Source organism: Desulfobacterales bacterium (genome assembly GCA_021647905.1).
Lineage (GTDB): Bacteria > Desulfobacterota > Desulfobulbia > Desulfobulbales > BM004 > JAKITW01.
The window spans coordinates 1-23,834 of sequence record JAKITW010000042.1 but is presented as its reverse complement, the minus strand read 5'-3'; the positions used below and the strand labels follow the sequence as shown (position 1 = coordinate 23,834).

19 protein-coding genes are annotated in these 23,834 nt (G+C 58.0%); 15 read left to right on the top strand and 4 right to left on the bottom strand.

The window, feature by feature from the left end:
* Positions 1–270 precede the first annotated feature (270 nt).
* On the top strand, positions 271–2,277 hold the full coding sequence (locus tag L3J03_07700) for an SEC-C domain-containing protein (protein MCF6290863.1): 2,007 nt from the start codon (positions 271–273) through the stop codon (positions 2,275–2,277).
* Positions 2,278–2,489: 212 nt separating this feature from the next.
* On the opposite strand, the gene L3J03_07695 is transcribed toward L3J03_07700, so the two are convergent.
* The 3 genes from L3J03_07695 to L3J03_07685 form a co-directional block, all read right to left on the bottom strand.
* Positions 2,490–2,954, bottom strand: a complete 465-nt coding sequence (locus tag L3J03_07695) for a CBS domain-containing protein (GenBank protein ID MCF6290862.1) — start codon at positions 2,952–2,954, stop codon at positions 2,490–2,492.
* A gap of 475 nt (positions 2,955–3,429) precedes the next feature.
* Positions 3,430–4,968, bottom strand: coding sequence for an NAD(P)H-hydrate dehydratase (locus L3J03_07690; protein ID MCF6290861.1), 1,539 nt, complete (start codon positions 4,966–4,968; stop codon positions 3,430–3,432).
* A 633-nt stretch (positions 4,969–5,601) separates the two neighbouring features.
* Positions 5,602–5,826: an addiction module protein gene (locus L3J03_07685; GenBank protein MCF6290860.1), complete on the bottom strand. Its 225-nt coding sequence runs from the start codon at positions 5,824–5,826 to the stop codon at positions 5,602–5,604.
* A 521-nt stretch (positions 5,827–6,347) separates the two neighbouring features.
* Here L3J03_07685 and uvrC point away from each other — a divergent pair.
* The 5 genes from uvrC (at position 6,348) to L3J03_07660 (ending at position 13,677) form a co-directional block, all read left to right on the top strand.
* Positions 6,348–8,222: an excinuclease ABC subunit UvrC gene (gene uvrC / locus L3J03_07680; GenBank protein ID MCF6290859.1), complete on the top strand. Its 1,875-nt coding sequence runs from the start codon at positions 6,348–6,350 to the stop codon at positions 8,220–8,222.
* A gap of 16 nt (positions 8,223–8,238) precedes the next feature.
* Positions 8,239–8,889, top strand: a complete 651-nt coding sequence (locus tag L3J03_07675) for a DUF166 domain-containing protein (GenBank protein MCF6290858.1) — start codon at positions 8,239–8,241, stop codon at positions 8,887–8,889.
* A gap of 373 nt (positions 8,890–9,262) precedes the next feature.
* The gene (locus L3J03_07670; protein ID MCF6290857.1) at positions 9,263–11,158 is read left to right on the top strand and encodes an ATP-binding protein; all 1,896 of its coding nucleotides are present in this window, start codon (positions 9,263–9,265) and stop codon (positions 11,156–11,158) included.
* Positions 11,159–11,278: 120 nt separating this feature from the next.
* Positions 11,279–11,761: a tRNA (adenosine(37)-N6)-threonylcarbamoyltransferase complex ATPase subunit type 1 TsaE gene (gene tsaE / locus L3J03_07665; protein ID MCF6290856.1), complete on the top strand. Its 483-nt coding sequence runs from the start codon at positions 11,279–11,281 to the stop codon at positions 11,759–11,761.
* A gap of 170 nt (positions 11,762–11,931) precedes the next feature.
* Positions 11,932–13,677, top strand: a complete 1,746-nt coding sequence (locus tag L3J03_07660; GenBank protein MCF6290855.1) for a YcaO-like family protein — start codon at positions 11,932–11,934, stop codon at positions 13,675–13,677.
* A gap of 22 nt (positions 13,678–13,699) precedes the next feature.
* Here L3J03_07660 and L3J03_07655 read toward each other — a convergent pair whose 3' ends face one another.
* Positions 13,700–13,837, bottom strand: coding sequence for a hypothetical protein (locus L3J03_07655; GenBank protein MCF6290854.1), 138 nt, complete (start codon positions 13,835–13,837; stop codon positions 13,700–13,702).
* Between the two features lie 271 nt (positions 13,838–14,108).
* Between L3J03_07655 and L3J03_07650 the strand changes: the two genes are divergently transcribed.
* The 9 genes from L3J03_07650 to L3J03_07610 all read left to right on the top strand — a co-directional run bounded on the left by L3J03_07650 (position 14,109) and on the right by L3J03_07610 (position 23,573).
* Positions 14,109–14,705, top strand: a complete 597-nt coding sequence (locus L3J03_07650) for a D-sedoheptulose 7-phosphate isomerase (GenBank protein ID MCF6290853.1) — start codon at positions 14,109–14,111, stop codon at positions 14,703–14,705.
* On the top strand, positions 14,698–16,188 hold the full coding sequence (gene rfaE1, locus L3J03_07645) for a D-glycero-beta-D-manno-heptose-7-phosphate kinase (protein ID MCF6290852.1): 1,491 nt from the start codon (positions 14,698–14,700) through the stop codon (positions 16,186–16,188). Before L3J03_07650 ends, rfaE1 begins: the two co-directional genes overlap by 8 nt.
* A 56-nt stretch (positions 16,189–16,244) precedes the next feature.
* The gene (rfaD, locus tag L3J03_07640) at positions 16,245–17,210 is read left to right on the top strand and encodes an ADP-glyceromanno-heptose 6-epimerase (GenBank protein MCF6290851.1); all 966 of its coding nucleotides are present in this window, start codon (positions 16,245–16,247) and stop codon (positions 17,208–17,210) included.
* Between the two features lie 154 nt (positions 17,211–17,364).
* A complete protein-coding gene (gene waaF, locus L3J03_07635) occupies positions 17,365–18,444 on the top strand; it encodes a lipopolysaccharide heptosyltransferase II (protein MCF6290850.1) in 1,080 nt (359 codons plus the stop codon).
* Positions 18,441–19,040, top strand: coding sequence for an HAD family hydrolase (locus tag L3J03_07630; protein ID MCF6290849.1), 600 nt, complete (start codon positions 18,441–18,443; stop codon positions 19,038–19,040). Before waaF ends, L3J03_07630 begins: the two co-directional genes overlap by 4 nt.
* A 202-nt stretch (positions 19,041–19,242) precedes the next feature.
* Positions 19,243–20,328, top strand: coding sequence for a lipopolysaccharide heptosyltransferase I (waaC, locus tag L3J03_07625; GenBank protein MCF6290848.1), 1,086 nt, complete (start codon positions 19,243–19,245; stop codon positions 20,326–20,328).
* A gap of 167 nt (positions 20,329–20,495) precedes the next feature.
* Positions 20,496–22,229 carry a lipid A export permease/ATP-binding protein MsbA gene (gene msbA, locus L3J03_07620; protein MCF6290847.1) on the top strand — a complete coding sequence of 578 codons (1,734 nt, stop codon included), beginning with the start codon at positions 20,496–20,498 and terminating at the stop codon, positions 22,227–22,229.
* A gap of 132 nt (positions 22,230–22,361) precedes the next feature.
* Positions 22,362–22,865: a hypothetical protein gene (locus tag L3J03_07615; GenBank protein ID MCF6290846.1), complete on the top strand. Its 504-nt coding sequence runs from the start codon at positions 22,362–22,364 to the stop codon at positions 22,863–22,865.
* 48 nt (positions 22,866–22,913) lie between these two features.
* A complete protein-coding gene (locus L3J03_07610; protein ID MCF6290845.1) occupies positions 22,914–23,573 on the top strand; it encodes a CatB-related O-acetyltransferase in 660 nt (219 codons plus the stop codon).
* Positions 23,574–23,834 lie beyond the last annotated feature (261 nt).

The window sequence follows — 23,834 nt, the reverse complement described above, 5'->3', positions numbered from 1 at the left end:
GCTTATGGGTTCCGAATCGCCGCCGCGGCGAAGCGAGTTCCTGCTTGATAGCCTGTTTATGAACAGCCGGCCCTTCTCAATGGAGCGGCCGTTGGTAGAAGAAAACCCCTTTCCCGACAGGAGGGGGGTTACTGAATGTTTACTTCAAGATTCTGGAGCACTTGGGGCAATCAGCTTTAAATTACAATGGATATCTCAAACAACCACCTTGTCGAGCTTTTGCAGGTCACAACTCGCTGCCGTCCTGAGGTTCGGGCGCTGGCGGACAGAATGGCCGGCCTCGGCGTCGACCGATACAACACCCTGGCCGCCGACCTCACCGAGCAGGGCGCGGATCAACCGTTGGGTATCCTGCTCAATGTGGCGGCGGTCAATAAGATACGGCTTGATCCACAGGTACTGGCCGCTTCGCTCAAGACAGTCGCTGTTATCATCGACATCAATTTCCCCTACAGATACCAGGAGAAAGATGCCATCGGCCCGCTGTTGACAACAGCCTTGGCCGAAGATCTCTCATGGGAACGGCAGGCCCTTGCCGTTCGCCTGGCCGCTGAACTTACCGTCAAGTACGGTCGGCCAAGGCAGCCGGTAAAGAAGGTTCTATGGCAGCTTTCCAGGGAGGTGCATGGTTTCGAAGCTCGAATAATGGTAGATTCCGCCCTTGATCTCCTTGAAAGCGAAGAGGCGGACCGCGCCGGACAGGTGTTGTTTATTGAACAGGATATCATGAAGTCACTGCCCGGGGAACGCCCGCCAATCGTCATCGGCAAAGGCTTTACCGTGCGCCGCCCGGTTGCGAAACTGGGGAGAAACGAGCCCTGTCATTGCGGCAGTGGTAAAAAATACAAGAAATGCTGCCGGGCCAGGGATGATGAACTGCTGCGCGATGCCTCTTCATATGAGGGCGTCACCAGGTCGCAGATTCTTGCCGAACCGTCACTTGTCAAGGACACCGCCCCCATCGAGGAGATGCGGCCCTATGAACTGAAGAAGCTGAAGCCCTCGCTCATGAACGACGAGCAGCTCTTTGCCGGCTACCAGCGGGCGGATCTTTTCGGCCTCGGGGAATTTGCCTTTGAGATGCTTCTCGAACTGAAACACCGCCCCGGCAAGGAGGAATTTGCCGTTGGACATATGTGCGATCTGTTTCATGAGGCGCTTCGTTGCCAGGACAAGGAACTGGCCCGCAGGCTTACCATGCACATCCCTGCTGAAGACCTTTATTTCAACGAGGCTGATAAACTGCAGCATGCGCTTCTGGAAGACCCGGACAGGTATGCTGAACTTGAAACCCTGTGCAGGAAGGCATTTGCCACGGATAAACAGTCTTCGGATCATCCGCTTCTGGGCCTGAGCTATGCCTTTGAAAAGATTCTCCCGGCCATGAGCATCGTGTTCGGCCGGGCCGCCATTGTCTCGGAACCGAAACGGTGGCTTGACAATGACACACTGTTTGATTGTATCCAACGGAACCGGATTTTGCTTGATCTGGAACCCTGGGGAGATCCGATTGAGGAGTACCTGGACTGGACAACGGAAAAAAATCATGAGCGGTCCGTGGACAAAGACAAGGACCGAAAGATTGAACAGTTGAAAGAGCAGCTTGCGGCAGCCAGGGACAAAAGCGCCCTGGCGGCCAAGGAGCTCCGGGCCAAGGAGATCGAGCTTGCAGGGCTTGAGCAAAAGGTTGCGGATGCGGGTCGGGCCGCCCTGGAGAAAAAACCGGAACCTTCCGCCCCCGGGGATCGGGCTCCGGCAGTGACCGGCGCGGCAGCGCCCGCGGATGCCGGCAGACAACAGATCAACAAGCTGAGGAAAAAAATCGCCGTGCTGAAAGGCGCGATAAGTTCTCACCAGGAGTCACGCCGGCAATATCGCCAGCAACTCCAGGCGGCCGACCGGGTAATATCCAAGCTGAGCAGCCGGCAGCCGGCGCCGGACGAGCCTTCTGCTCCGATGCAAGATCTCGATCCGGCAATAACTGTCCCGAAAAAGGTCCAGATTCCGGAGTTTGCGGATTCGTTCCGGAAAAGTTGTGAAAACCTGCCGCCGGCCATTGTTGCCAAGGCCCTGCGGGCCGCGGTCGGCTTTGCCGCCAGGGATAACGCCATTCTCCGGCAGGCGGCCGTCCTTGAGCGACTCCCCGGTGTTTTCCGTCTCAGGATCGGCATACATTACCGTCTTCTCGTCCGTCAGGCCCCGGAAGAGATGTTACAGGTCATGGATATCATCCCCCGGGCTCAGTTGGAAACCTGGATTCGTCGTCACGCTACATGAATCCGTGGAGTCCAATTCACAAATGACGTATCCAGATTCCACATTGACAAACGGTCCCCAAACGATCTTATCCATGTAAAACAAAAAAAGGTGTTGTTGCGAGACCGGCCATATGGTCCGACCATGCCGGTTGGTAGCAGGTGGGCAATGCTCACCCATGGTTAACCCTTTCAGTCAGGCAAGGGGCGGCAGGCCCGGGGTCATGCCCCCTATCAATCGTGGAGTTCCCCCTCGGCCAGGGTGCGGATGATGTCGGACTTGCCGATCACCCCCACCAGGTGGCTGTCCGCCACCACCGGCAGGGTGTGGATATTTTTTTCGGCCATGATGGTGGCGATCTCGTCCAGGGGGGTATTGTCCCCCACCGAGACCAGTTCCTGGGAACAGATGTCCCTGACCTGGCTGCCGGCCATCTTGGTTAACTCCTTTTTCATCTTCTTCTGGCTTTCCAACAGGATCACCGAGTCAAGGAAACTGATCATGGTCGGGATATGGACCTTCTTGGTCTGGTCGATAAGGTCGCTTTCAGTGACCACCCCCAGCAGGGTGTTGTCCGCATCCACCACCGGTGCGCCGCTGATCCGGTTCTTCCAGAGAAGATCGGCCAGTTTCCGCACCGGCATATCCGGGGACACGGTAATGGGGTCGGGGGTCATGATATCTTTTGCGGTCAGCATCCGGTTTACCTCTTTATTTTTGATATGGGTTGGTGGGGCAATAGAGAAAGATGGGCGTAGTATACCATGGATCAAGAGGTAGCAGAAGCCTCAAGGAAGTGCTGAGCAATGAGTTGTCGGTCTCGCAACAACCCGCTCGACGGACGTGATTCGTCTTGTAACTTGTTGATTTTATTGGGTGGCATTTGAAGCCTTTCGGGTTGTTACGAGTTCATCATGAGTTGAGACACAGAAGACGGAAGACAGAGGACCCGCCTTCGCCATCCTCCTTAGCCTGAAGGCTACGGCGGACAAGAGGCTACGGCGTGGCAAGCAGAGGACGGTGGACAGAGGGCGGAAAAAACAGTGGGCAGTGGACAGTGGGCAGTGGACGGTAAAAAATATGGAGCTGTAATCGTGGTCCGGAATATAATATTCCCCTGACCCCTGACCCCTGACCCCTGACCCCTGACCCCTGACCCCTGACCCCTTCTTTTCATATAAACTCTGCCAGGGCTCCGGGTATCTCGTCGGCCACCTCGCCGGCCAGATAGCCCATCGGCTCGGTGGCGGCAAGACGGTCCGCGGCCGCCCCGTGAACATATACCGCCAGGCAGGCGGCCTGCCAGGGAGAAAGGCCCTGGGCCAGGAACCCGCCCATGGCGCCGGCGAGCACATCGCCCATCCCGCCGGCAGCCATGCCGGGATTGCCGGTCGAGTTGATCGCGGCCCGGCCGTCAGGGGCGGCCACAACCGTGTTGGCCCCTTTCAGCACCAGGATCAGTTTGTTTGCCCGGGCAAAGTCGATGGCAGTGGTGATCCGATTCTTTTGTACTTCTTTTGAGGCGCGGCTGGTCAGCCGGGCCATTTCACCTGGATGCGGGGTCAGAATCCGCGGCCCGGCCGGGTTTTTCAGGGCCTCGGGCTCCTGGGCCAGGATATTGAGGCCGTCGGCATCCACCACCATGGGTTGCTCTACCTCCTGGTACAGTTTTATGACCAGGGCCGCGGTCTCCGGACCGGTCCCCAGTCCCGGACCCAGGACCAGGGCCTGTTTTCCGGTCAGGGCCGCCCGGATCGTTTCAAAGTCGTTGATTGAGGCGATTCCAGCCGCGCCGGGCAGGGGGATGGTCATCGCCTCCCACAAGGCGGTCTCGAAGATCTGGTTGAGATCGTGGGGTACGCAGAGGGTGACCAGGCCGGTTCCTGTCCGCAGTGCGCCCAGCCCGGCGAGCAGGGCGGCCCCGGTTTTGCCCCCGGAACCAGCCACCACCAGGAGGTGGCCGTAACTGCCCTTATGGGCGGTGGCAAAACGACGGGGCAGGAACCCGGTCACCTCCTGGTCCAGGAGTTCCATGGATATGCCGACCTCTTTTTCCGCTGCCTCCGGGATTCCGATATCAACGACTTCCAGGACGCCGCAATACCGGTTACCCGGGGCCGTGACCAGTCCGACCTTGGCCAGGCCAAAGGTCACGGTACGGTCGGCGGTCACGCAGCAGCCCAGTTCCCGGCCGGTATCCGCATCCAGGCCCGAGGGGATGTCAACTGATATAATGGGACAGGTAAAGCGGTTGATCCGGTCGATCACCGCGGCAAAATGGCCGGTCACCTCGCGCTTCAGTCCGGTGCCGAAGATGGCGTCCACCACGGTCCAGGCATCAGTAAAAAAAATCTCGGCCGCCGCCAGGTCTGTTGTCGACCGGATCTGGTGGATGGGAATTTTCAGCTCCTGGACCCGGGCCAGGTTGGCGCCCGCATCATTGGTGAGTTTATCCGGCGGCACGAGCAGAAAAATCTCGGGCCGGCCGAGATGATCGCGCAGGTGCCGGGCAATGACCAGGCCGTCGCCGCCGTTATTGCCCGGGCCTATGAAAATGACGGTTTTTTTTGCCTGCGGGTCACCGTGGGCGCGGACAATGGACTCGGCGCAGTTGCGGCCGGCGTTCTCCATCAACACCATGCCGGGGATGCCGAAGGTGTTGATGGCCGTCTCATCCAAGGCCCGCATCTGGGCGGCGGTGCAGATCTTCATTAAAATCTTCTCCTTGTCACCACTGTAAGCTTAATGATATTTCAAGGTTAGCTGTAATAGAGAACAGGGGTTTGTGCAAGGGATATCAATGCGGGACCGGGATGGTTTTGGATATGCTTGCCCAGGCCAGATCCTCAAAGGCCGCTGGGTCAAATTCCAAGTTTTTCACAGGTGTATGGGAAATTACTCCAAGCGTTTACGCCACTTTTCCGGATTTCGAGATGTATGGAAAATACTGTAGACGGATACCTTCCCGTCGAAATACTCATAAAAAATGGCGTAAGGAAATCGCCGCACTAATGCCCGACGATACTCAGCGTGGATTTCTGGATACAGTTCAGGAATACGGCAAATTTCTTGAATGCGGGCGTCCACACAGCCGAGAAACTCTTCCCCCAAGCCAGGCCTACGATCCTCATACGAGTTCACCAGCACCTCATCTTCGCCCGTTTGGGCCTCCTCACATCCGCCAAGGATAGATTCGGAGCCCCAAACGAACGAATCTAAGGCACTGGTGAACTCGTACGGGCTGAGTATCCCCCGAGGTTGTCGCCCTTGGTGAACTGTTACCGATCTTCATACCAACCATATGCTTCTTCGACGTCTTGTTGCGCTTCCGGTGCGATTATTAATTCAACGTCCATAGCGACTTCGAATCCTGCGCTTGACCTCGTCCCAGGAAATTCCTGAAGCTGGCATGCTTATCAAGTTTGCCTTTCGGCGAGCCAGCTCTTCCTTTTGCCATTCATGCACAGGAACCTCTGACGGGGTAGCAGCCAGATCGTCCCATAAGTCTTCCACCAATTGTAGTTTCTCTGGAGGGCTAAGTCTGAATATGGAAATAGCATTTGTGTCCATTTTTTACCTCCTGGCAACAGAGCAGCACGAGTGCTCGAAATGATTATTGCCTCTTTTTCGGGTGGCGTTTTATTCAGCGATTCCGAAATATCATCCACACATCGCAGGATATATTGCTGTTGGTGTAACCGTTCACCGGCCATGCGAAAGAGGTCCACAATCTCAGGCCTGTAACCGTTCAGCAGTGCTGCAGATTTGTTCGTTTAGGCTTTTGAGCTATAGTTCCTCGTATGTGAGAAGGCCAAAACGGACGAAGATGTGGTGCTGCTGAACGGTTACGCTGTTGGTTGGTTTTCCGATAGGGGTAGACATCGCTGTTTTTGGTCGAATCATACCACCGTATGTACCAGTATTCATGTGTTTTGACAATTGCTTCTTATCGATTTCATGACCATTCCGTCCGGTTGCGGAATCCCCTCGCCGGGCCTGGTTATCTGGAGTAAAATGACAGTTTTTAAGCGATACGGAAACTGGTCGGCCGTGGATGTCGAAACAGTTGACCAGAGAAGCACGGAATAATTATGACGGAATCATCTGCCTTCAGCGGCTCTGCTCCGGGATGCGGGGTCCTGAACCAGGATTTTTTGAAAAGCACGGCCCATGCGCCGGGGGTCTATCTGATGAAGGATGACCGCGGCCGGGTGATCTATGTGGGCAAGGCCCGGGACCTGCGCAAGCGGCTCGCCTCCTATGCCCGCATTCCGGACACCGCCACGAGCAAGACCGCGGTAATGGTCGCCAAGGTCGGGTCGGTGGCCACCATCATCACCCGCACCGAAAAAGAGGCCCTTATCCTGGAGGCCGCGCTGATCAAGAAGCACCGGCCCAGGTATAATATTCTTCTGCGGGATGATAAGAATTATCCCTATATCAAGGTTACGGTCAACGAGACCTGGCCGCGGCTGGTGATGACCCGGCGCCGCCAGCGGGACGGGTCCCGCTATTTCGGCCCCTTTTCGTCGGCCGCGGCCATGTGGGAGACCCTGCATTATCTTAACAGCCTGTTCCCCTTGCGCCGGTGCAAGGGCAAGGAGTTGAAAAAACGGTCGCGGCCCTGTCTCAACCAGCAGATGCAACGCTGCCTGGCACCCTGTTGCGACCATGTCGAAGCGGAGAAATACCGGCAACTGGTCAAAGGCGTGCTGATGGTCCTGGAGGGCCGGGACCGGGAACTGGTCCGGGACCTGGAGGTGAAAATGAAGTCAGCCGTTGCAGCGCTTGATTTTGAAGAGGCGGCCCTGTGCCGGGACCGGATCCGGGCCTTGCGGAAGACCCTGGAAAAACAGGTGATGGTGGCCGGCCATTTCAGGGATCAGGATGTGTTCGGATTCCACCGGCAAGAGGAGGCGGTGTCAATCTCGGTGGTGTCGGTGCGTAACGGCCAGGTGAGCGGCCATCGTTCCTTTTATCTGGCCGAACCGGTGGGCGATGATCCCGGCATCCTGGCTGAACTGCTCAGGCGCTATTACGGCGCCGGCCGGCCGGTGGTGGCCGAGATTCTCCTGCCCTTTGCCCCGGTGGAAGAGGAATCGCTCTGCGAATGGCTTGGTGACCTGCGTTCCGGCCGGGTGGTCTGTCGGGTGCCGAAACGGGGCGATCAGCTCAAGCTGGTCGGAATCGCCCGGACCAATGCCGAGAAAAGTTTTGCCGAACTTAAGGCCAAGGCCCACGGTTGGGCGACAACGGCCGGGATCATGGCCGGATCGCTTCGATTAAAGCGGCCGCCGGACCGGGTGGAATGTCTGGATATATCCAACCTCGGCGGCGAACAGGCTGTGGGGGCACTGGTCAGTTTTGTCGATGGCAGGAAGAACACCCCTGGCTTTCGTCATTACAAGATCCGCACCGTTGCCGGGCCGGATGATTATGGTATGATGGCCGAGGTTCTGCGCCGGCGGTTTGGTAAAGGCGCATCCCCGGCCGAGCGGCCCGATCTGCTGGTCCTGGACGGCGGCAAGGGCCAGTTGAACATGGCCGGTAAGATCCTGGCCGAGCTTGGCCTGGAGCAGGATATCGAACTGGTGGCCATTGCCAAGAATCGAGACAGGAGCGGCGGCCGGGACCGGCTCTTTCGACCGGGGCGCAAGAATCCGCTGCTCCTGCCCGGTCATGCGCCGGTGCTTCTTTTTCTGATGCGGGTCCGGGATGAGGCGCACCGTTACGGGATTACCTTCCACCGTCGCTGGCGGCGGCGGGATACCCTTGGTTCCGAGCTTGACAGGCTTGCCGGCATCGGTCCGGCCCGGAAAAGGGCGCTGCTCATCCGGTTCGGCAGCCTGGACAAGGTTAAGCAGGCGACCGTGGAGGAACTGGCCGCCACCCCGGGCGTGGGCCCGCAACTGGCCCGGCAGGTCCGGGATTTTTTCAGGTTGGACGAAAGGGCTGTTTCCGGATGAACACGAGGTAATGAGCATGAGCAAGACGCCCCGGGAAAATACCCGGATAGTGGTCTTTGAACAGCAGGGTTCAGGCCGGGCCAAGATCCACGGGATCCGTGAATTCGGCCGCAATATCGAGATCACGGCAGTGTACGACATCAGCGCCGCCCTGCCCGAAATGGTGGATGAGCCGGAGGAGTATATCGTTGATACCTTTAGCGCGGACCTGGTGCTTGATTTCTTGAAACATCCGGACCTGTCCGCCTATCTGGCCGCGCTTTGCCAACGGAAAAATATTCCGTTGATCGCCTCGGGCAAGAAGAACAAGGAGGCGATCACCCCGTTTACCTGCTGCGGCCTGGGCCGTCTCCCCGGGTTGGGGCATTACGGCGAGCAGTTCGGACTGCCCGAATTTTCAGTGGTCCTGGAGCAGGGCCGGATCAGCGATCTCAAGGTGGTCCGCGGCGCGCCCTGCGGCGCCACCTGGGATGTTGTTGATCAGGTCGCGGGCCTGGAAGCGGAAACCGCCCTCACCACCCTGCCGCGGGAGGTGCAGTACCTGTGCAGCGCCGACCCCGGCAACTTTGATCCGATATCCGGCAAGAGCCAACTCCATTATGCCGGCGATGTCCATGGCGCGGCCCTGGAAAAAGCCCTGGCCGCAGCCGTTAAGAAGAAGCCCTGATGGTGCCGGCTGGATACTTTTTCCCCGGCCGGAGCAGGGTGTAACCGGGTCATTTTTACCCGCATCACCTGTTCTTGTACCCGGTCTTGCCGGGGAAAAGGGCGCTTTATCAGGGCCGGCCGCCCTTTACCGCACTGGTACGGGATTTGCTGTTCTTTTTTTAGATTATCAACCTTGTTGGTCTCGCAACAACTAAAATTTTTACCGCTGAGTACGCAGAGGCCGCGGAGAAAGTTATATTATTTTAAATAATCAGCCCTGCGTCCTCTGCGCTCTCTGCGGTGAATTCAGATTTTTCGGAGTCTCGCCTGGCTCGCTTAGCTGCGGGACCTTCAACCTTGTGATTTTTTTACACAGCCGTTTCCAGTAACCGATGAAAAAGAGATTCCTGGCAAATACCCGGCTGATGTTTGTCTCGCCCTGGCTGTTGGCCGCGGCCGTCGGCATCCTGACCCTGATTATCGTCATCTTTGCCGCCAACAATATCCAGCGGGAAAAGGGGCTGATGACCAACAGCCTTTTCCACAAGGGACAGTCGCTGATCCGTTTTGTGGAGGCCGGGATGCGCGCTTCGATGATCAGCGGCATGGGGATGATGCACCGGCCGGACGGCTGGATCGCCCATACCCAGCAACTGGTTGAGCAGGCCTCGGTCGATCCGGACATTCTCTATATCGCCGTGCTTGATGATGAGGGCCGGGTCCTGACCCACAGTGACCCGGACCAGGTCGGCCGTTCCCTGGACCGGGACTTGGACTCCCTGCGGCCGGTGGGCTCCGGCGGCAGCTTTCATGTGGTTTCCCTTGCCGGCGAGGGCAAAAAGGCCTTTGAGGTGGTCAACCTTTTTGAGCCGTTTCGCCGCCAGCGTGGCCGTTTCCGCCAGGTGTGGCAGCAGATGCTGGCCAATGCCGGTCCCGACTCTCCCGTGCCCCCGGGGTTCATGGCGATCATGCAGACCATGACCCAGGATCATTATATCCTGGTGGGGCTGGACATGACTGAACTGGAAAAAACCGTCCACCAGTATCGGCTCCAGATCCTTTTTCTGTCCTTGTCCCTGCTTCTTGTGGGGCTGGGCGGTTGGGTTTCATTGATGGCGGTCCAGGCCTATCGGATCTCCCAGGACAGCCTGCACCGGATTCAGGCCTTTACCGGGCAACTCATTTCCCGGCTGCCGGTGGGGATCATTGCCACCGATGCCCAGGGCCGGATCAAGACCTTTAACGAGGCTGCGGCCGCGATGACCGGCTGTGAAGTGGCGGCCGGCATCAACCAGCCACCGGCCGCGGTGCTCCCGGAAAGCGTGGCCGCCTTTTTTGACCCCTCCTGCGGGGCTGACAGTGAATCAGCGACCTGTGAGCAGGAGATCTCCCTGACCATTGCCAAGGGGGAGACCTTGTCCCTGCACCTCTGTTCAGTGCCGGTGGTCAGCCGGGAGGAGGGTGAATACATGGGCCGGGTGCTGTTGATGTATGACCTGTCCGAGTTGAAACAGCTGGAAAAGAAGGTGCAGCGTCATGAGCGGCTGGTGGCCCTGGGCAAGATGGCGGCCGGGGTGGCCCATGAGGTGAGAAATCCATTAAGTTCAATCAAGGGGTTCGCCACCCTGCTCGGGGCACGGTTCGACAAGGGCAGCCGGGAACAGGAGGCCGCCGACCTGATGGTCCACGAGGTGGAGCGTCTGAACCGGAGCATTACCGAGCTGCTCGATTACGCCCGGCCCACCCCGCTCAAACAGGTGCCGGTCGATCTGGGGGCGGCCCTTGGCAACTCCCTGCGGCTGGTGGCCGCGGATGCCGAGGCCCTGGGGGTGACGGTGCGGCTGGACTGTGCGCCTGAGTTGCCCCGGGTATCGGCAGACCCGGACCGGCTTAATCAAGTTCTCTTGAACCTCTACCTCAACGCCCTTCAGGCCATGGAAAAGGGCGGTATCCTTGCCGTGACCGCCGGGCCCGGTCGGGACAACATGGTGGATATCATGGTGCGGGACAGCGGCTGCGGCATCCCGGAAGAGTTGTTGGAGCGGATTCTGGACCCATATTTCACCACCAAGTCCGAGGGCACCGGCCTGGGATTGGCCATGGCCTACAAGATCATTGACGAGCATGGCGGGAGCATCCAGTTCACCAGCCGGGTGGGGGAGGGGACCGTGGTGACCGTGTCGCTGCCGGTGGCGGAAGCCAGGGGCCAGGAGACAGGGGACAGAGGACAGAGGACGGAGGACGGAAAAGACAGTGGACAGTGGACGGTGGAATCAGTGCCGAGATAATGAGCAACGAGCAATGAGAACAGAAAAAATATGGAGCGATGATCGTGGCCCTGAATATAATATTCCCTGACCCCTGACCCCTGACCCCTGACCCCTGACCCCTGACCCCTGACCCCTGATATGGATACACCTGAAACAAAAACATTGAAGCTGTCCAGCCTGGAGCATACCCTGGCATTGGGCCGCCGGCTCGGCCGGCAGGCCTTGCCCGGTGACGTGATCACCCTGGCCGGCGGGCTGGGCGCGGGCAAGACCACCCTGACCCAGGCCATTGGCCGCGGCGCCGGGGTGGCGGAGTCATGTTACATTACCAGCCCCAGTTTCAGTCTGATCCATGAGTATCCAGGGCGGCTGCCCCTTTTTCACATCGATCTCTACCGGTTGGCCGGGGAGGAGGAACTGGATGATCTCGGTTTTGAGGAGTATTTCTACGGCGCCGGGTTGACCGTGGTGGAGTGGCCGGAACGGCTCGGTTCATTGATACCGGCTGAACGGCTCCATATTGAACTGGAAATAGTCAACCCGGCGGCCCGGATCGCCAGGTTGACCGCTTACGGTCCGGCCTGGGAAAAAAGATTAGCGGAACCTGGGCTGATAGTATAAATTATACAAATTTTGTAACCGTTCACCAGGGGCTACAGATTTACGGAAACCACCGGCCGGTAAGCGTTTACCAGATTTTGGCGAGATTTTTGCACCATAACGTGTCTCTTTCGGCCGGGCTGCGGTATCGGTCGGGGTAGGATGCGCGCTGCCGACTGAACGGGGGGAAAATGGAAAAGAGACCTATCAGGCTGACGGATTGTTTCAAGACCTATACCTATGATCAGGACAAGGTGTTCACGCCCGAGGAGACCGTGGAGCGGTTTCTGAAGCGACTCAGCGCCGTGGACCTTGATATCTTGAAAGAGGTGCGGCGGATCGACAACGGCCGGTTGGACATTCCGGTCTACTTCAGTGTTACCGGCAAGGATGCCCGGGATATCATCGGCAACAAAAAGCAGATGGGCAAGGGCGGCACCCCGGCCCAATCCCGGGCCAGCGCCTGCATGGAACTGGCCGAGCGGTTCAGCTTTTTCAGTTTTATCAAGAACCCGGACAACTTTATCGTTGACACCTATCCCAATCTCAAGGCCGCGGGGCAGCCGTTGATGCCCCTGGAGCAGCTGCTCCAGTCGGTTCATGACCAGACAACCGATGTCGTCCTGCTTGAGCAGCTCCTGGCCGAGGTGCCTATCCAATGGACCTGGGCCACCAATCTTAATCGCCGGGAGGAGGTGCTGGTTCCCTATTCCTGGTTTTATGCGATCAACGAGTTCAACGGCCCCTCGGCCGGCAATACTTATGAAGAGGCGATTTGTCAGGGGATCTGCGAGATCGTTGAGCGACACGTCTGCGCGGTGGTCAGTCACGATGAGGTGCGGGTGCCGCGGATCGACCCGGCATCGGCCAGGGACCCGGTGTCCCGGGAATTGATCCGCAAGTTCACCCGGCACGGGATTGAGATTTATCTGAACGATTTCTCCCTTGATACCGGGATTCCCACCATCGGCGCCATGGCCGTGGACCCCAGCACCTTTCCGGCCACCAGTGAGATCGTCTACACCGCCGGCACCACCCCGGACCCGGAAAAGGCATTGATCAGGGCCCTGACAGAGGTGGCGCAGCTGGCCGGTGATTTCAACACCAAGTCCAACTATGTGGCCAGCGGTCTGCCCAAGCCCCTGGCAATGGATGAGGTGGGGTATCTCACCCATGACCAGCCGATGGTCGATCTCCACTCCCTGCCCAACCTGGGCGATAACAATATGCGGGTGGAGGTGGAGAACTGCATGGCGGCGTTGGCCAGGCTGGGCATGGAGGTCTATATTATCAACACCCAACATCCGCAGTTGCAGATGTCGACTATTTACACCATTGTACCCGGCGCCCATTTCCGGGAGCGGTCCCGGAGCCAGAACGCCGGTCTCTTCGCAACCAAGCTGATGGCCGAGTTGATCACCGATCCGGTGGAGTCCAATGCGCGGCTGCTCCGGGCCCGGAAACTGTTGCCCGATGCCTATTACATCGAGTTCTTCCTGGGCCGCAACCTCTTGACCATGGGCCGGAACGACGAGGCCCTGGCCCATTTCGAGCGCGCCCTGACCCTTGATCCCCTTGAAGAAGACCTGCCCTACATCTACTCCTACCTGGGCAGCTGTCTCAAGGATCTCTCCCAGTACCGCGAGGCCATCGATGTCCTGGAGAAGGGGGCGGACATTGACAAGACCCGGCCGGATCTGCACAACATGCTCGGCTTCTGCCACTTCAAGCTGGGCGAGTATGAGACCGCGGTGACCCATTTCACCAAGACCGTGGAGCTGAACCCGTCATCGGCCATTGATTATGCCAACCTGGGGGTCAACTACCGGAAGTTGTCCCGGAACAATGAGGCGATCAAATATTTTCAGCTCTCTTTGTCCCTGGATCCGACCATCGAGTTTGCCAGGGACAACCTCGAACAGCTGCTGGATTCGTAGGCCTGATCCGGTCCCGGCAACGTCAACATTCAGTAACCCCCCTCCTGTCGGGAAAGGGGTCTTCTTCTACCAACGGCCGCTCCATTGAGAAGGGTCGGCTGTTCATAAACAGGCTATCAAGCAGGAACTCGCTTCGCCGCGGCGGCGATTCGGAAGCCATAAGCATATCATGCCGAGGTTGTTTCAAATTCCGCTTTTGCCGTCACGGCTGCGGCTCAGGGTCCGCTACACCGTTCGGTATAAGAAAACCCCTTTCCCGGTCCAACCTCAAACGTACGGGGTTTACCGAAACCTTACCCGGCAACTTCCTCTTGTTGCGGGGTGGGCGCGAATCTGATAAGTACAAGTAGATCTTAACTTATGGAGTCTCCCCGCCGCCTGTGGCGGGGAGACTCCATTTATTTCAACTGGTGGAAGAGAGGTCGTCCTTTATGGACAGCGAAGTTTCCGATGACCGGGTGATGGCGGCCATTGACGAGCATTGCCGGGTGATTGACGGTTTAAGCGATCTGGTTCCCGTTGTAACCGAGGTGGCCCGCTCCCTTGTCACCTGCCTGCAACAGGGCGGCAAGATCCTGTGGATGGGCAACGGCGGCAGCGCTGCCGATGCCCAGCACCTGGCTGCCGAGTTGATCGGGCGGTTTACCCGCGAACGGAGGGCCTTGCCGGCAATCGCCCTGACCACCGACACCTCGATCATCACTGCCCTGGCCAATGACTACCATTTTGACCGGATATTTGCCCGGCAGATTGAGGGACTGTGTACCCCGGCCGATGCGGTGGTTGGTATCTCCACCTCGGGCAACAGTGCCAATGTGCTGGCCGGGATCAAGGCGGCCCGCGACCGGGGCGCCTATACCGTGGGCTTTGCCGGCGGGCTCGACGGCGGCCGGCTCAAGGGACTGGCGGATGTCTGCATTCATGTCCCCTCTTCCGTCACCGCCAGGGTCCAGGAGGCCCATATCCTTATCGGTCATATCCTCTGCGAGATGATCGAGGCGGCGTGCATGGAGGCGGAAGGTGTTTGAAAGTGAACAACAGGCCCTGGCCGCGGTAACCTCCGGGTTTACGAAAAAGACCGTGCTGGTGGTGGGCGACCTGATCCTGGATCGCTATCTCTGGGGCGATGTCAACCGGATCTCTCCGGAGTCGCCGGTGCCGGTGGTCCAGTTGGTGCACGAAAACGAGGTGGCCGGCGGGGCCGCCAATGTGGCGGCCAATCTCGCCGGACTCGGGGTGGTGGTGGCCCTGGCCGGTTTTGTCGGCTGTGATCCCAATCGCAACCGGCTCCTGGAGTTGCTGCGGGGCGAGGCCATTGACACTGCTGCCGTGGTGGCCCTGGATGGGTGGTCCACGATCACCAAGACCAGGATTATCAGCGGTCAGCAGCAGATGCTGCGCATTGACCGGGAACGGGTTCCTGATCTGAAAATTACGGACCAGGAGCGGCTGCTTGCCGGGATTCGGGCCAAGTTTGTTGCCGGAGACGTCGGCCTGGTGCTGCTTTCCGATTATGCCAAGGGGGTACTCTCCGACGCGGTCTGCCGGGAGGTTATCGCCATGGCCCGGGCCGCGGGGATACCGGTGCTGGTCGATCCCAAGGGCCAGGATTATAAAAAATATTCCGGGGCTACCGCTATTTCGCCCAACCGGTTGGAACTGGCCGCTGCCTGCCGGACCCGGGCAACGGAACTTGAACCGTTGCTGGCCGCGGGCCGGGAGCTGTGCCGGGAACTGGAGCTTGATTTTCTGGCCGTGACCCTGAGCGGTCAGGGCATTGCCCTGGTGGAGGGAGAACTGATCCGGCGGATTCCGGCCCTGGCCCGGGAGGTCTACGATGTCTCCGGCGCCGGTGATACGGTGATTGCGGTACTCGCCGCCGGGCTGCTTGCCGGATTGTCCCGTCTGGATGCACTGCATCTGGCCAATCTGGCCGCCGGGGTGGTGGTGGGCAAGGTCGGCACCGCGCCGATCCAGCGGGAAGAGTTGATCAAATCGCTGTCCGCTGAACAGGCCCTGGAGCAATCGGAAAAGATCTGTTCCCTGCCGGATCTGCTCCTGCGGGTGGAGTCCTGGCGGGCCCGGGGTGAGCGGATCGTGTTTACCAACGGTTGTTTCGATCTCCTCCATGCCGGACATGTCTCCTACCTGGAAAAGGCCAAACGGCTGGGCCATCGCCTGGTAATCGGCTTGAATACCGACCGATCGGTGCGGGCCTTAAAGGGCGAGGGCAGGCCGATCATCCGCGAGGGTGACCGGGCCCGGGTACTGGCGGCCCTGGCTGCGGTGGACGCGGTGGTCCTTTTTGACCAGGACACGCCGCTTTCATTGATTCGCGCGGTGCGGCCGGAGGTGCTTGCCAAGGGCGCGGATTATACCGAGGATCAGGTGGTGGGCGGCAGCGAGGTCAAGGCCTGGGGCGGCCAGGTCGCCCTGGTCGATCTGGTCAACGGCAAGAGTTCTTCGCTGATCATGCGTTCCATCCAGGGGGACAGGGATAGAACCGTTTGAGCGTTTGAACGGTTTGAACGGTTTGAACCATTAATCAATCAGAGGACCAATTTATAATGTATATCGTCACCGGCGGCGCCGGTTTTATCGGCAGCAATATCGTCAAGGCCTTGAACGACCGCGGCCATACCGACATCCTGGTGGTCGACAACCTTAAGAACGGGGTGAAGTTCCGCAATATCGTTGACTGTGAGATCCTCGATTACATGGACAAGGAGGATTTCATCGAGATGATCCGGGCCGACTGGTCGTTGCCGGCACCGGTGCGGGCGATTTTCCATGAGGGCGCCTGCTCGGATACCACCGAATGGGATGGCAGCTACATCATGGCCAATAACTACCAATACTCGAAAAGCCTGCTCCACTACTGCCTGAGTAAAAAAATTCCCTATCTCTATGCCTCGTCGGCCTCGGTCTACGGCAGCGGCAAGGTGTTTCAAGAGGAGCGGCAATACGAGTCGCCGCTCAACATGTACGCCTACTCCAAGTTCCTTTTCGACCAGTATGTGCGCCGGCTTCTGCCCGAGGCCGAGAGCCAGGTCGCCGGGTTTCGTTATTTCAATGTCTACGGCCCCCGGGAGGCGCATAAGAAGACCATGTCCAGCGTGGCCTTTCATTTGAACGGCCAGCTCAACCGTGGTGAAAACCCGCGGCTTTTCAAGGGGACCGACGGGTACGGCAACGGCGAGCAGCGCCGTGATTTTATCTATGTCGGCGATGTGGTGGGGGTGAATCTCTGGTTTCTCGATAATCCCGACCGGTCCGGGATCTTCAATGTCGGCACCGGCCGCAGCCAGCCCTTTAACGATGTGGCCCGGGCGGTGATCGCCTATCACGGCCGGGGTGAAATCGAGTATATTCCCTTTCCGGAGCATCTCCAGGGCAAGTATCAGAACTTCACCGAGGCGGAAATCGGCCGATTGCGGGAGATAGGCTATGATGCGCCCTTCCGTACCGTGGAGCAGGGGGTGGCCGAGTACCTGACCTGGCTCAACGAGATTGATTCGCCCGCCCATTTTTAGCAGCCGGCCGGGAGCCGCGCCCCTTCGTTGTTTCCTCTTTTGTTGAAAAGGTGTATCGTGGCCGCATTAATTTGGCGCATATGATGCCGTCTGCCCAGGGGCAGGCTGCATTTTTTTATTTCCGGCATCAATGGGCAATGCGCTCCTTGAGATCATGAGAAAAAACCTGACCACCCTGAACCTGAAAAAGATATTGGTCCGTTCCACCAACTGGATCGGCGACGCGATCATGACCACCCCGGCGGTACGCACCATCCGGGGGAACTTCCCCAAGGCCGAGATAACCCTGCTGGCCCTGCCGTGGGTGGCCGATGTCTTCAGCGCCAGCCCCCATGTGGACCGCATTTTCCTTTATGAGAAAAACGGTTGCCATCAAGGGCTCAGGGGCCGGCGGCAACTGATCGCTGACTTGCGTGACCAGGGCTTTGATCTGGCCATCCTGCTGCAGAACGCCTTTGAGGCGGCCCTGATAACCTTTCTGGCCGGGATCCCCAACCGGGCCGGTTACAGCACCGACGGCCGCCGGCTTTTTCTTACCCATCCGGTGGTATTGCCCAAGGCCAGAAAAAAGATCCACCAGGTTCATTATTACCAGGGGTTGCTCGCGGACCTTGGCCTGACGCTGGGACCGGACGACCTTTTTCTTGATCTCTCCGACCAGGACCGACATTGGGCCCAGGGTTTTGTCGCCGCGCTTGCTGATCGCCCATCCGGTGAAAAGCGGCTGCTGATCGGATTGAACCCCGGTGCTGCCTACGGCCCGGCCAAGCGCTGGCCAGCGGAAAAGTTCGCCCGCCTCGCCGATCTTGTTGCCAGGGAACTGGATGGCCAGCTGCTGGTCTTCGGTACTGCGGCGGACCGGCAAACAGCCGCTGTCATTGTTGCGGCGGCGCCGGGACATGTCGTTGATCTGACCGGCAGGACCAGCCTGGGGCAGGTCATGGCCCTGATCGAGCAGTGCCGGGTATTCGTGACCAACGATTCCGGGTTGATGCATGTCGCTGCGGCCCTGGCCACCCCGACCGCAGCGATATTCGGCTCCACCAACCCGGTGACCACCGGCCCTTATTCGGACACCAGCCTGGTGATCCGCAAGGAAATTCCCTGCAGCCCCTGCTTGAAGACCCATTGCCGGAAAGAGAATTTCCGTTGTATGACCGGGATATCCAGTCCCGAGGTGCTGGAGGCGATAAAAAAACTGCTCTTGCGGACAGGGACAGAGGGAGGATCATGATGCGACCGGCGGTTTTTCTGGACCGGGATGGGACCATTAACGAGCAGATGGGATATATCAACCATATATCCCGTTTTCAGTTGTTGCCGCGGGTTGCGGCCGCCATCCGGTTGTTGAACGAGCAGGGGGTCCCGGTGGTGGTGGTGACCAACCAGTCCGGCCTGGCCCGGGGCTATTTCCCGCTGGAGCTGCTGGACGCGGTGCATGGGAAAATGGAGGATGAACTGGCGGCCGGGGGCGCGCATCTGGACGGAATCTATGTCTGTCCCCATCATCCCGAGGGCAAGGAACCGGGGTCCCGGATAGCCTGCGACTGCCGTAAGCCCGGGACCGGACTCCTGACCCGGGCCGCAAAGGAGTTGGATCTGGATCTGTCCCGATCTTTCGTGGTGGGCGACCGCTGGTCCGACCTCAAGTGCGCAAGGGCCTGTAATGCCACCCCGGTGCTGGTGTTGACCGGCTACGGCCGGGGCGACCATGATTACATCGGTCCCAGGGAGCAGGTGCAGCCCGAGCATGTGGCCGAAGACCTGTATGACGCGGTACTCTGGATCCTGGACCGGCTTACCGGAAGACAGAAGACGGAAGACAGATGACGGATGACAGAAGACAGAGGACAGAAGACGGATGACGGTGGACGGTGGACGGAGGGCGGTGGACAGAGGGCGGAAAAAACAGTGGGCGGTGGACAGTGGGCAGTGGACGGTAAAAAATATGGAGCTGTAATCGTGGTCCGGAAAATAATATTTCCCTGCACCCTGCACCCTGAATCCTGAATCCTGAACCCAAGGTCAATCCTTGAATATCCTGATTGTCAAGACCAGCGCCATTGGCGATGTCACCCATACCCTGCCGGCCCTGGCTGCCCTGCGTTGTTGTTATCCCGAGGCCCGGATCGACTGGCTGGTGGAGGAGGCGGCCGCGGATATCGTTATCAGCCATCCCGAGCTTGACCGGGTCCTGGTCTCCAGGCGTAAAAAATGGGCGTATGATCTGAGGCACGGGCCGCGGCTGGCAACACTGCGGGAGGTGTGGGATTTCATCAGGGAACTGCGGGCTGTCTCCTATGAGCTGATCATCGATTTCCAGGGCCTGATGAAGAGCGGGGTGCTGGTAGGTCTGGCCCGGGGGGGCCGCAAGGTCGGCTTTGGCCGGGGCATGGAACATGCCGAGTGCAGTTATATTTTTTTAAACGAACGGGTCCCGGCGGTGGACATGGACCAGCATGCCCTGCTCCGGGAGCTTCATTTGCTGGCGGCCATCGGTGTTCCCTGCCCGGAGATCCGTTATGAGATACCGGTTTCCGAGGAGTGCCACCAGGAGATAAGCGACCTGCTCGCCTCCCATGGCGTTGGCAGGGAAGAGACCCTGGTGGCGATAAACCCGATGGCCACCTGGGAGACCAAGCTCTGGCCCAACGACTCCTTTGCCGCATTGGCCGACCGTCTGGCCGCGGATGGGTGCCGGGTGGTCTTCACCGGCAGCAGCGCGGATCGGCGGCTGATCAAGGGGATTGTCGCAACCATGGAGGAGCGGGCGGTTAACCTGGCCGGGATGACCAGCCTGAAGGGGTTGGCCGCCTTGTATGGCCGGGCTGCGGTAGTGATCTCCACTGATACCGGGCCGATGCATATCGCCGCGGCGGCCGGTGTGCCGGTGGTGGCGCTGTTCGGGCCCACCGCTCCCCGGCGCACCGGACCATTCGGTGACCAGCACCGGGTGGTCCGGGTTGAACTGGACTGCAGCCCCTGTTTAAAGAGACAATGTCCGACCCAACGGGAGTGCATGGCCGGGATCAGCGTCGGGCAGGTCCTGACCGCGGCCCGGGAGGTACTGGCCCTGCAAGGCGATCATCGCCGGAAGAAGGTGGAAAAAGATGGATAACCGGAGTCTCACAGGCTCGCTTACCTGCGCAGATGTTTCGGGCAGAGGGTCTAAAAAATATGGAGTATGTCCGGTAGAATAGTGTATCCTTGCCGCTGCTTGCGGGAAAAGCCGGTGGACCTCTTTCACCTGGCCGGTGACCAGTTACAAAAACTCTAGATTTGATAATGAACAATAAAGAACTGCTCAAACGTCTTTACTCATTTATACTCCCCTACCGGGCAAGGCTTTTACTGGCCATGGTCAGCATGGTGCTGGTCGCCGGCACCAGCGCGGCCCAGGCCTATCTGGTCAAGCCGCTGCTTGACGAGATATTTGTCAATAAAAACAGCTTAATGCTCAATCTGCTGCCGATCGCCCTGATTCTGGTGTTCCTGGTCAAGGGGGTCTTTTACTACCTCTACTCAGTGACCCTGGACACTGTTGGCCAGTCCATTATCCGCGATCTGCGCAAAAAGATATATGTGCACATCCATTCCCTGCCGGTTGCCTTTTTCCACAAGACCCCCACCGGCGAACTCATTTCCCGGGTCATCTCCGACGTCACCCTGATCCAGGGGGCCGTGTCCCGGGTCATGGTCGGGGTGCTCAAGGACCTGTTCCAGGTCTTCGCTCTGGTCGGCGTGGTCTTTTACCTGGATTGGAAGATGGCATTGATGGCCATGTTCTTCCTGCCCCTGGCCATCATCCCGGTCGCCTATTTCGGACGCATGTTCCGGCAGTTGAGCCGCAACAACCAGCAGACCGTGGCGCTGATCTCCAACAACCTCCACGAGACCATTGTCGGCCACCGGATCGTCAAGGCATTTGGGATGGAAAGATATGAAATCGGCCGGTTTGCCAAGCTGGTGGACCGGTTGTTCTCCATCATCATCAGGAATGTCAAGATAAACAGCCTGCAGCACCCGGTGATGGAGCTTTTCGGCGGGGTGGGCATCGGGGTGGTGATCTGGTTCGGCGGACACCAGGTGTTGAGCGGCACCTCGACGCCCGGCACCTTTTTTTCCTTTATGACCGCATTGATCATGATCTATGATCCGATCAAGAGCGTGAGCAACATCAACGCCAGTCTGCAACAGGGATTTGCCGCTGCCGAGCGGGTTTTTCAACTGCTCGATGTCAAGCCCGACATTGTCGATTGTCCCGGTGCGCTGAGCCTGCCGCCCTTTGAAAAGAAGATCGAGTTTGACCGGGTCAATTTCAGCTATGACGGCAAGACCAGGGTGCTCGATGATCTGAACCTCACGATCCGGGCCGGCGAGGTGGTCGCCTTTGTCGGGCCCAGCGGCGGCGGCAAGACCACCCTGGTGAACCTGATCCCGAGGTTTTTTGACGTGACCTCCGGCGCGATCCGGATCGACGGCCATGATATCCGCAAGGTGACCTTCAAGTCGCTGCGCCGGAATATCGGTATTGTCTCCCAGGAGACTATCCTGTTCAACGATACGGTGCGCAACAACATCGCTTACGGTGATTTGACCCGTTCCGAGGATGAGATCGTCGCCGCGGCCAGGGCGGCCAATGCCCTGGATTTTATCCACGAGCTTCCGGAGGGTTTTGATACGATGATCGGCGAGTCGGGCGCCCGGCTGTCCGGCGGGCAGCGGCAGCGGCTTTCCATTGCCCGGGCCCTGTTAAAGAATGCGCCGATCCTTATTCTCGACGAGGCCACCTCTGCCCTTGATACCGAGTCGGAGCGCGAGGTGCAGAATGCCCTTGAAAATCTGATGAAAGACCGGACCACCTTTGTCATCGCTCACCGGCTGTCAACGATCAGAAACGCGGACCGGATTATTGTTATCCAGGGTGGAAGGATTTCCGAACAGGGCACCCATGACCAGTTGATGGCGATGAACGGCCTCTATGCCAGATTGCAGAATATGCAAGAGGTGTTGAGCTGATCCCCGGACCTCTATTTTAACATCAGAACAGGTGCCCGTGTGTTTAGCGCAATAGTTGATTATTTTAAGTATAGAGAATGGATGAGGAGTGGGAGACCGATCCCTACGCCGCATTGTGTCAAGCAAAGAGCAGTGAAGGAATACGCCCGGAAATTCAACCTGCCGATCCTGATAGAGACCGGCACCTATCACGGCGAGATGGTCCTGGCGATGAAAAATGTCTTTAGAGACATTTTTTCGATTGAACTCCAGGCCGAACTTTACAGCAACGCAGTAAATAAATTCTCAAAATACAAGCATATAAGGATTATTCAGGGAGACAGCACTGTTGAGCTGAATAAAATTCTTCAGGAAATTCGTGAGCCATGTCTTTTCTGGCTGGACGGGCACTACTCGGCCGGGGAAACGGCCAAGGGAGAAAAAGAAACGCCGATCATGGAAGAGCTGGAACAGATATTCAGTAGTTATCACAAGGGCCACGTCATCCTGATCGATGATGCCCGCGAGTTTGTCGGTGAAAACGACTATCCCACCTTGAGCGCCCTTGAGGCCTTCGTTTCAGAAAGGCGACCTGACTCTACCTTCGAGGTGGAGGACGACATTATTCGGATTTATGCGCCCATCGCACATGAGTAAAGGGTGATTTTCTGGCAAAAGACTTCCTGAAAAAGACATGTTTCGGCAATGAAAAAAATCATAATAAAGTTGATATCAAAAATTGTGGTTCGGGTCGTGAAATGGTATTCGGCCGTCTCGATTGATGATTCAAATATATATAATGATACGAACGGTTTCTCGCCCGGCACGATAATTAGAATTACAAAGTGGGGGAAGTATTCATCATGCAACAGCGACAGTATCGTCGTCAGGGCAACGATCGGCAACTATTCGATGATTTCCCACCATGTGACCATTGGTCCGCGCGATCATATATTCACAAATTTCTCAATTCATGATGCCATCTATTCAAAAACAAAAGAACATTTATATAATACCGGTATATGGGACAACATGTATCGTGTCAAGATCGGCCATGATGTATGGATCGGATCTTATTCGATTGTTTTACGCGGGGTAGAGATCGGCAACGGTGCAATCGTCGGTGCCGGGAGCGTGGTAACCAAATCGATTCCCGCCTATGCCTTTGTTGCCGGTAATCCCGCCAGGATTATAAGGTATCGTTTCAGTGAAGAACAGATTCGCAAGCTGGAGTCTCTCAAATGGTTTGAGTGGGATCTGGACAAAATTTTAGAGGAAAAGGATTCCTTGGAGAAACTGGTGGGTTTTAAACTATCGAATTTTATCGCCAGAGAAAATACCAGAAGAGAATATCTCTCTTCATGAGTGAGCCAGTGGGGCGCTGTGGTGGTTAATGAGTTGCGGATAACGCGGTGTAACTCATGCCCCATAACGCCACCAGGGATCATACCTCTCTAAGCATCTCAATGCTCTATGAGTAACTTTTTATGAAGGTAGGAGTAAACATTCAGTAACCCCCCTCCTGTCGGGAAAGGGGTCTTCTTCTACCAACGGCCGCTCCATTGAGAAGGGCCGGCTGTTCATAAACAGGCTATCAAGCAGGAACTCGCTTCGCCGCGGCGGCGA

Bases quoted from the DNA above. Each gene is read 5' to 3' on its own strand.
- L3J03_07700 (MCF6290863.1), top strand. From the start codon at position 271: ATGGCCGGCCTCGGCGTCGACCGATACAACACCCTGGCCGCCGACCTC.
- L3J03_07695 (MCF6290862.1), bottom strand. From the start codon at position 2,954: ATGCTGACCGCAAAAGATATCATGACCCCCGACCCCATTACCGTGTCC.
- L3J03_07690 (MCF6290861.1), bottom strand. From the start codon at position 4,968: ATGAAGATCTGCACCGCCGCCCAGATGCGGGCCTTGGATGAGACGGCC.
- L3J03_07685 (MCF6290860.1), bottom strand. From the start codon at position 5,826: ATGGACACAAATGCTATTTCCATATTCAGACTTAGCCCTCCAGAGAAA.
- uvrC (MCF6290859.1), top strand. From the start codon at position 6,348: ATGACGGAATCATCTGCCTTCAGCGGCTCTGCTCCGGGATGCGGGGTC.
- L3J03_07675 (MCF6290858.1), top strand. From the start codon at position 8,239: ATGAGCAAGACGCCCCGGGAAAATACCCGGATAGTGGTCTTTGAACAG.
- L3J03_07670 (MCF6290857.1), top strand. From the start codon at position 9,263: ATGAAAAAGAGATTCCTGGCAAATACCCGGCTGATGTTTGTCTCGCCC.
- tsaE (MCF6290856.1), top strand. From the start codon at position 11,279: ATGGATACACCTGAAACAAAAACATTGAAGCTGTCCAGCCTGGAGCAT.
- L3J03_07660 (MCF6290855.1), top strand. From the start codon at position 11,932: ATGGAAAAGAGACCTATCAGGCTGACGGATTGTTTCAAGACCTATACC.
- L3J03_07655 (MCF6290854.1), bottom strand. From the start codon at position 13,837: ATGGCTTCCGAATCGCCGCCGCGGCGAAGCGAGTTCCTGCTTGATAGC.
- L3J03_07650 (MCF6290853.1), top strand. From the start codon at position 14,109: ATGGACAGCGAAGTTTCCGATGACCGGGTGATGGCGGCCATTGACGAG.
- rfaD (MCF6290851.1), top strand. From the start codon at position 16,245: ATGTATATCGTCACCGGCGGCGCCGGTTTTATCGGCAGCAATATCGTC.
- waaF (MCF6290850.1), top strand. From the start codon at position 17,365: ATGAGAAAAAACCTGACCACCCTGAACCTGAAAAAGATATTGGTCCGT.
- L3J03_07630 (MCF6290849.1), top strand. From the start codon at position 18,441: ATGATGCGACCGGCGGTTTTTCTGGACCGGGATGGGACCATTAACGAG.
- msbA (MCF6290847.1), top strand. From the start codon at position 20,496: ATGAACAATAAAGAACTGCTCAAACGTCTTTACTCATTTATACTCCCC.
- L3J03_07610 (MCF6290845.1), top strand. From the start codon at position 22,914: ATGAAAAAAATCATAATAAAGTTGATATCAAAAATTGTGGTTCGGGTC.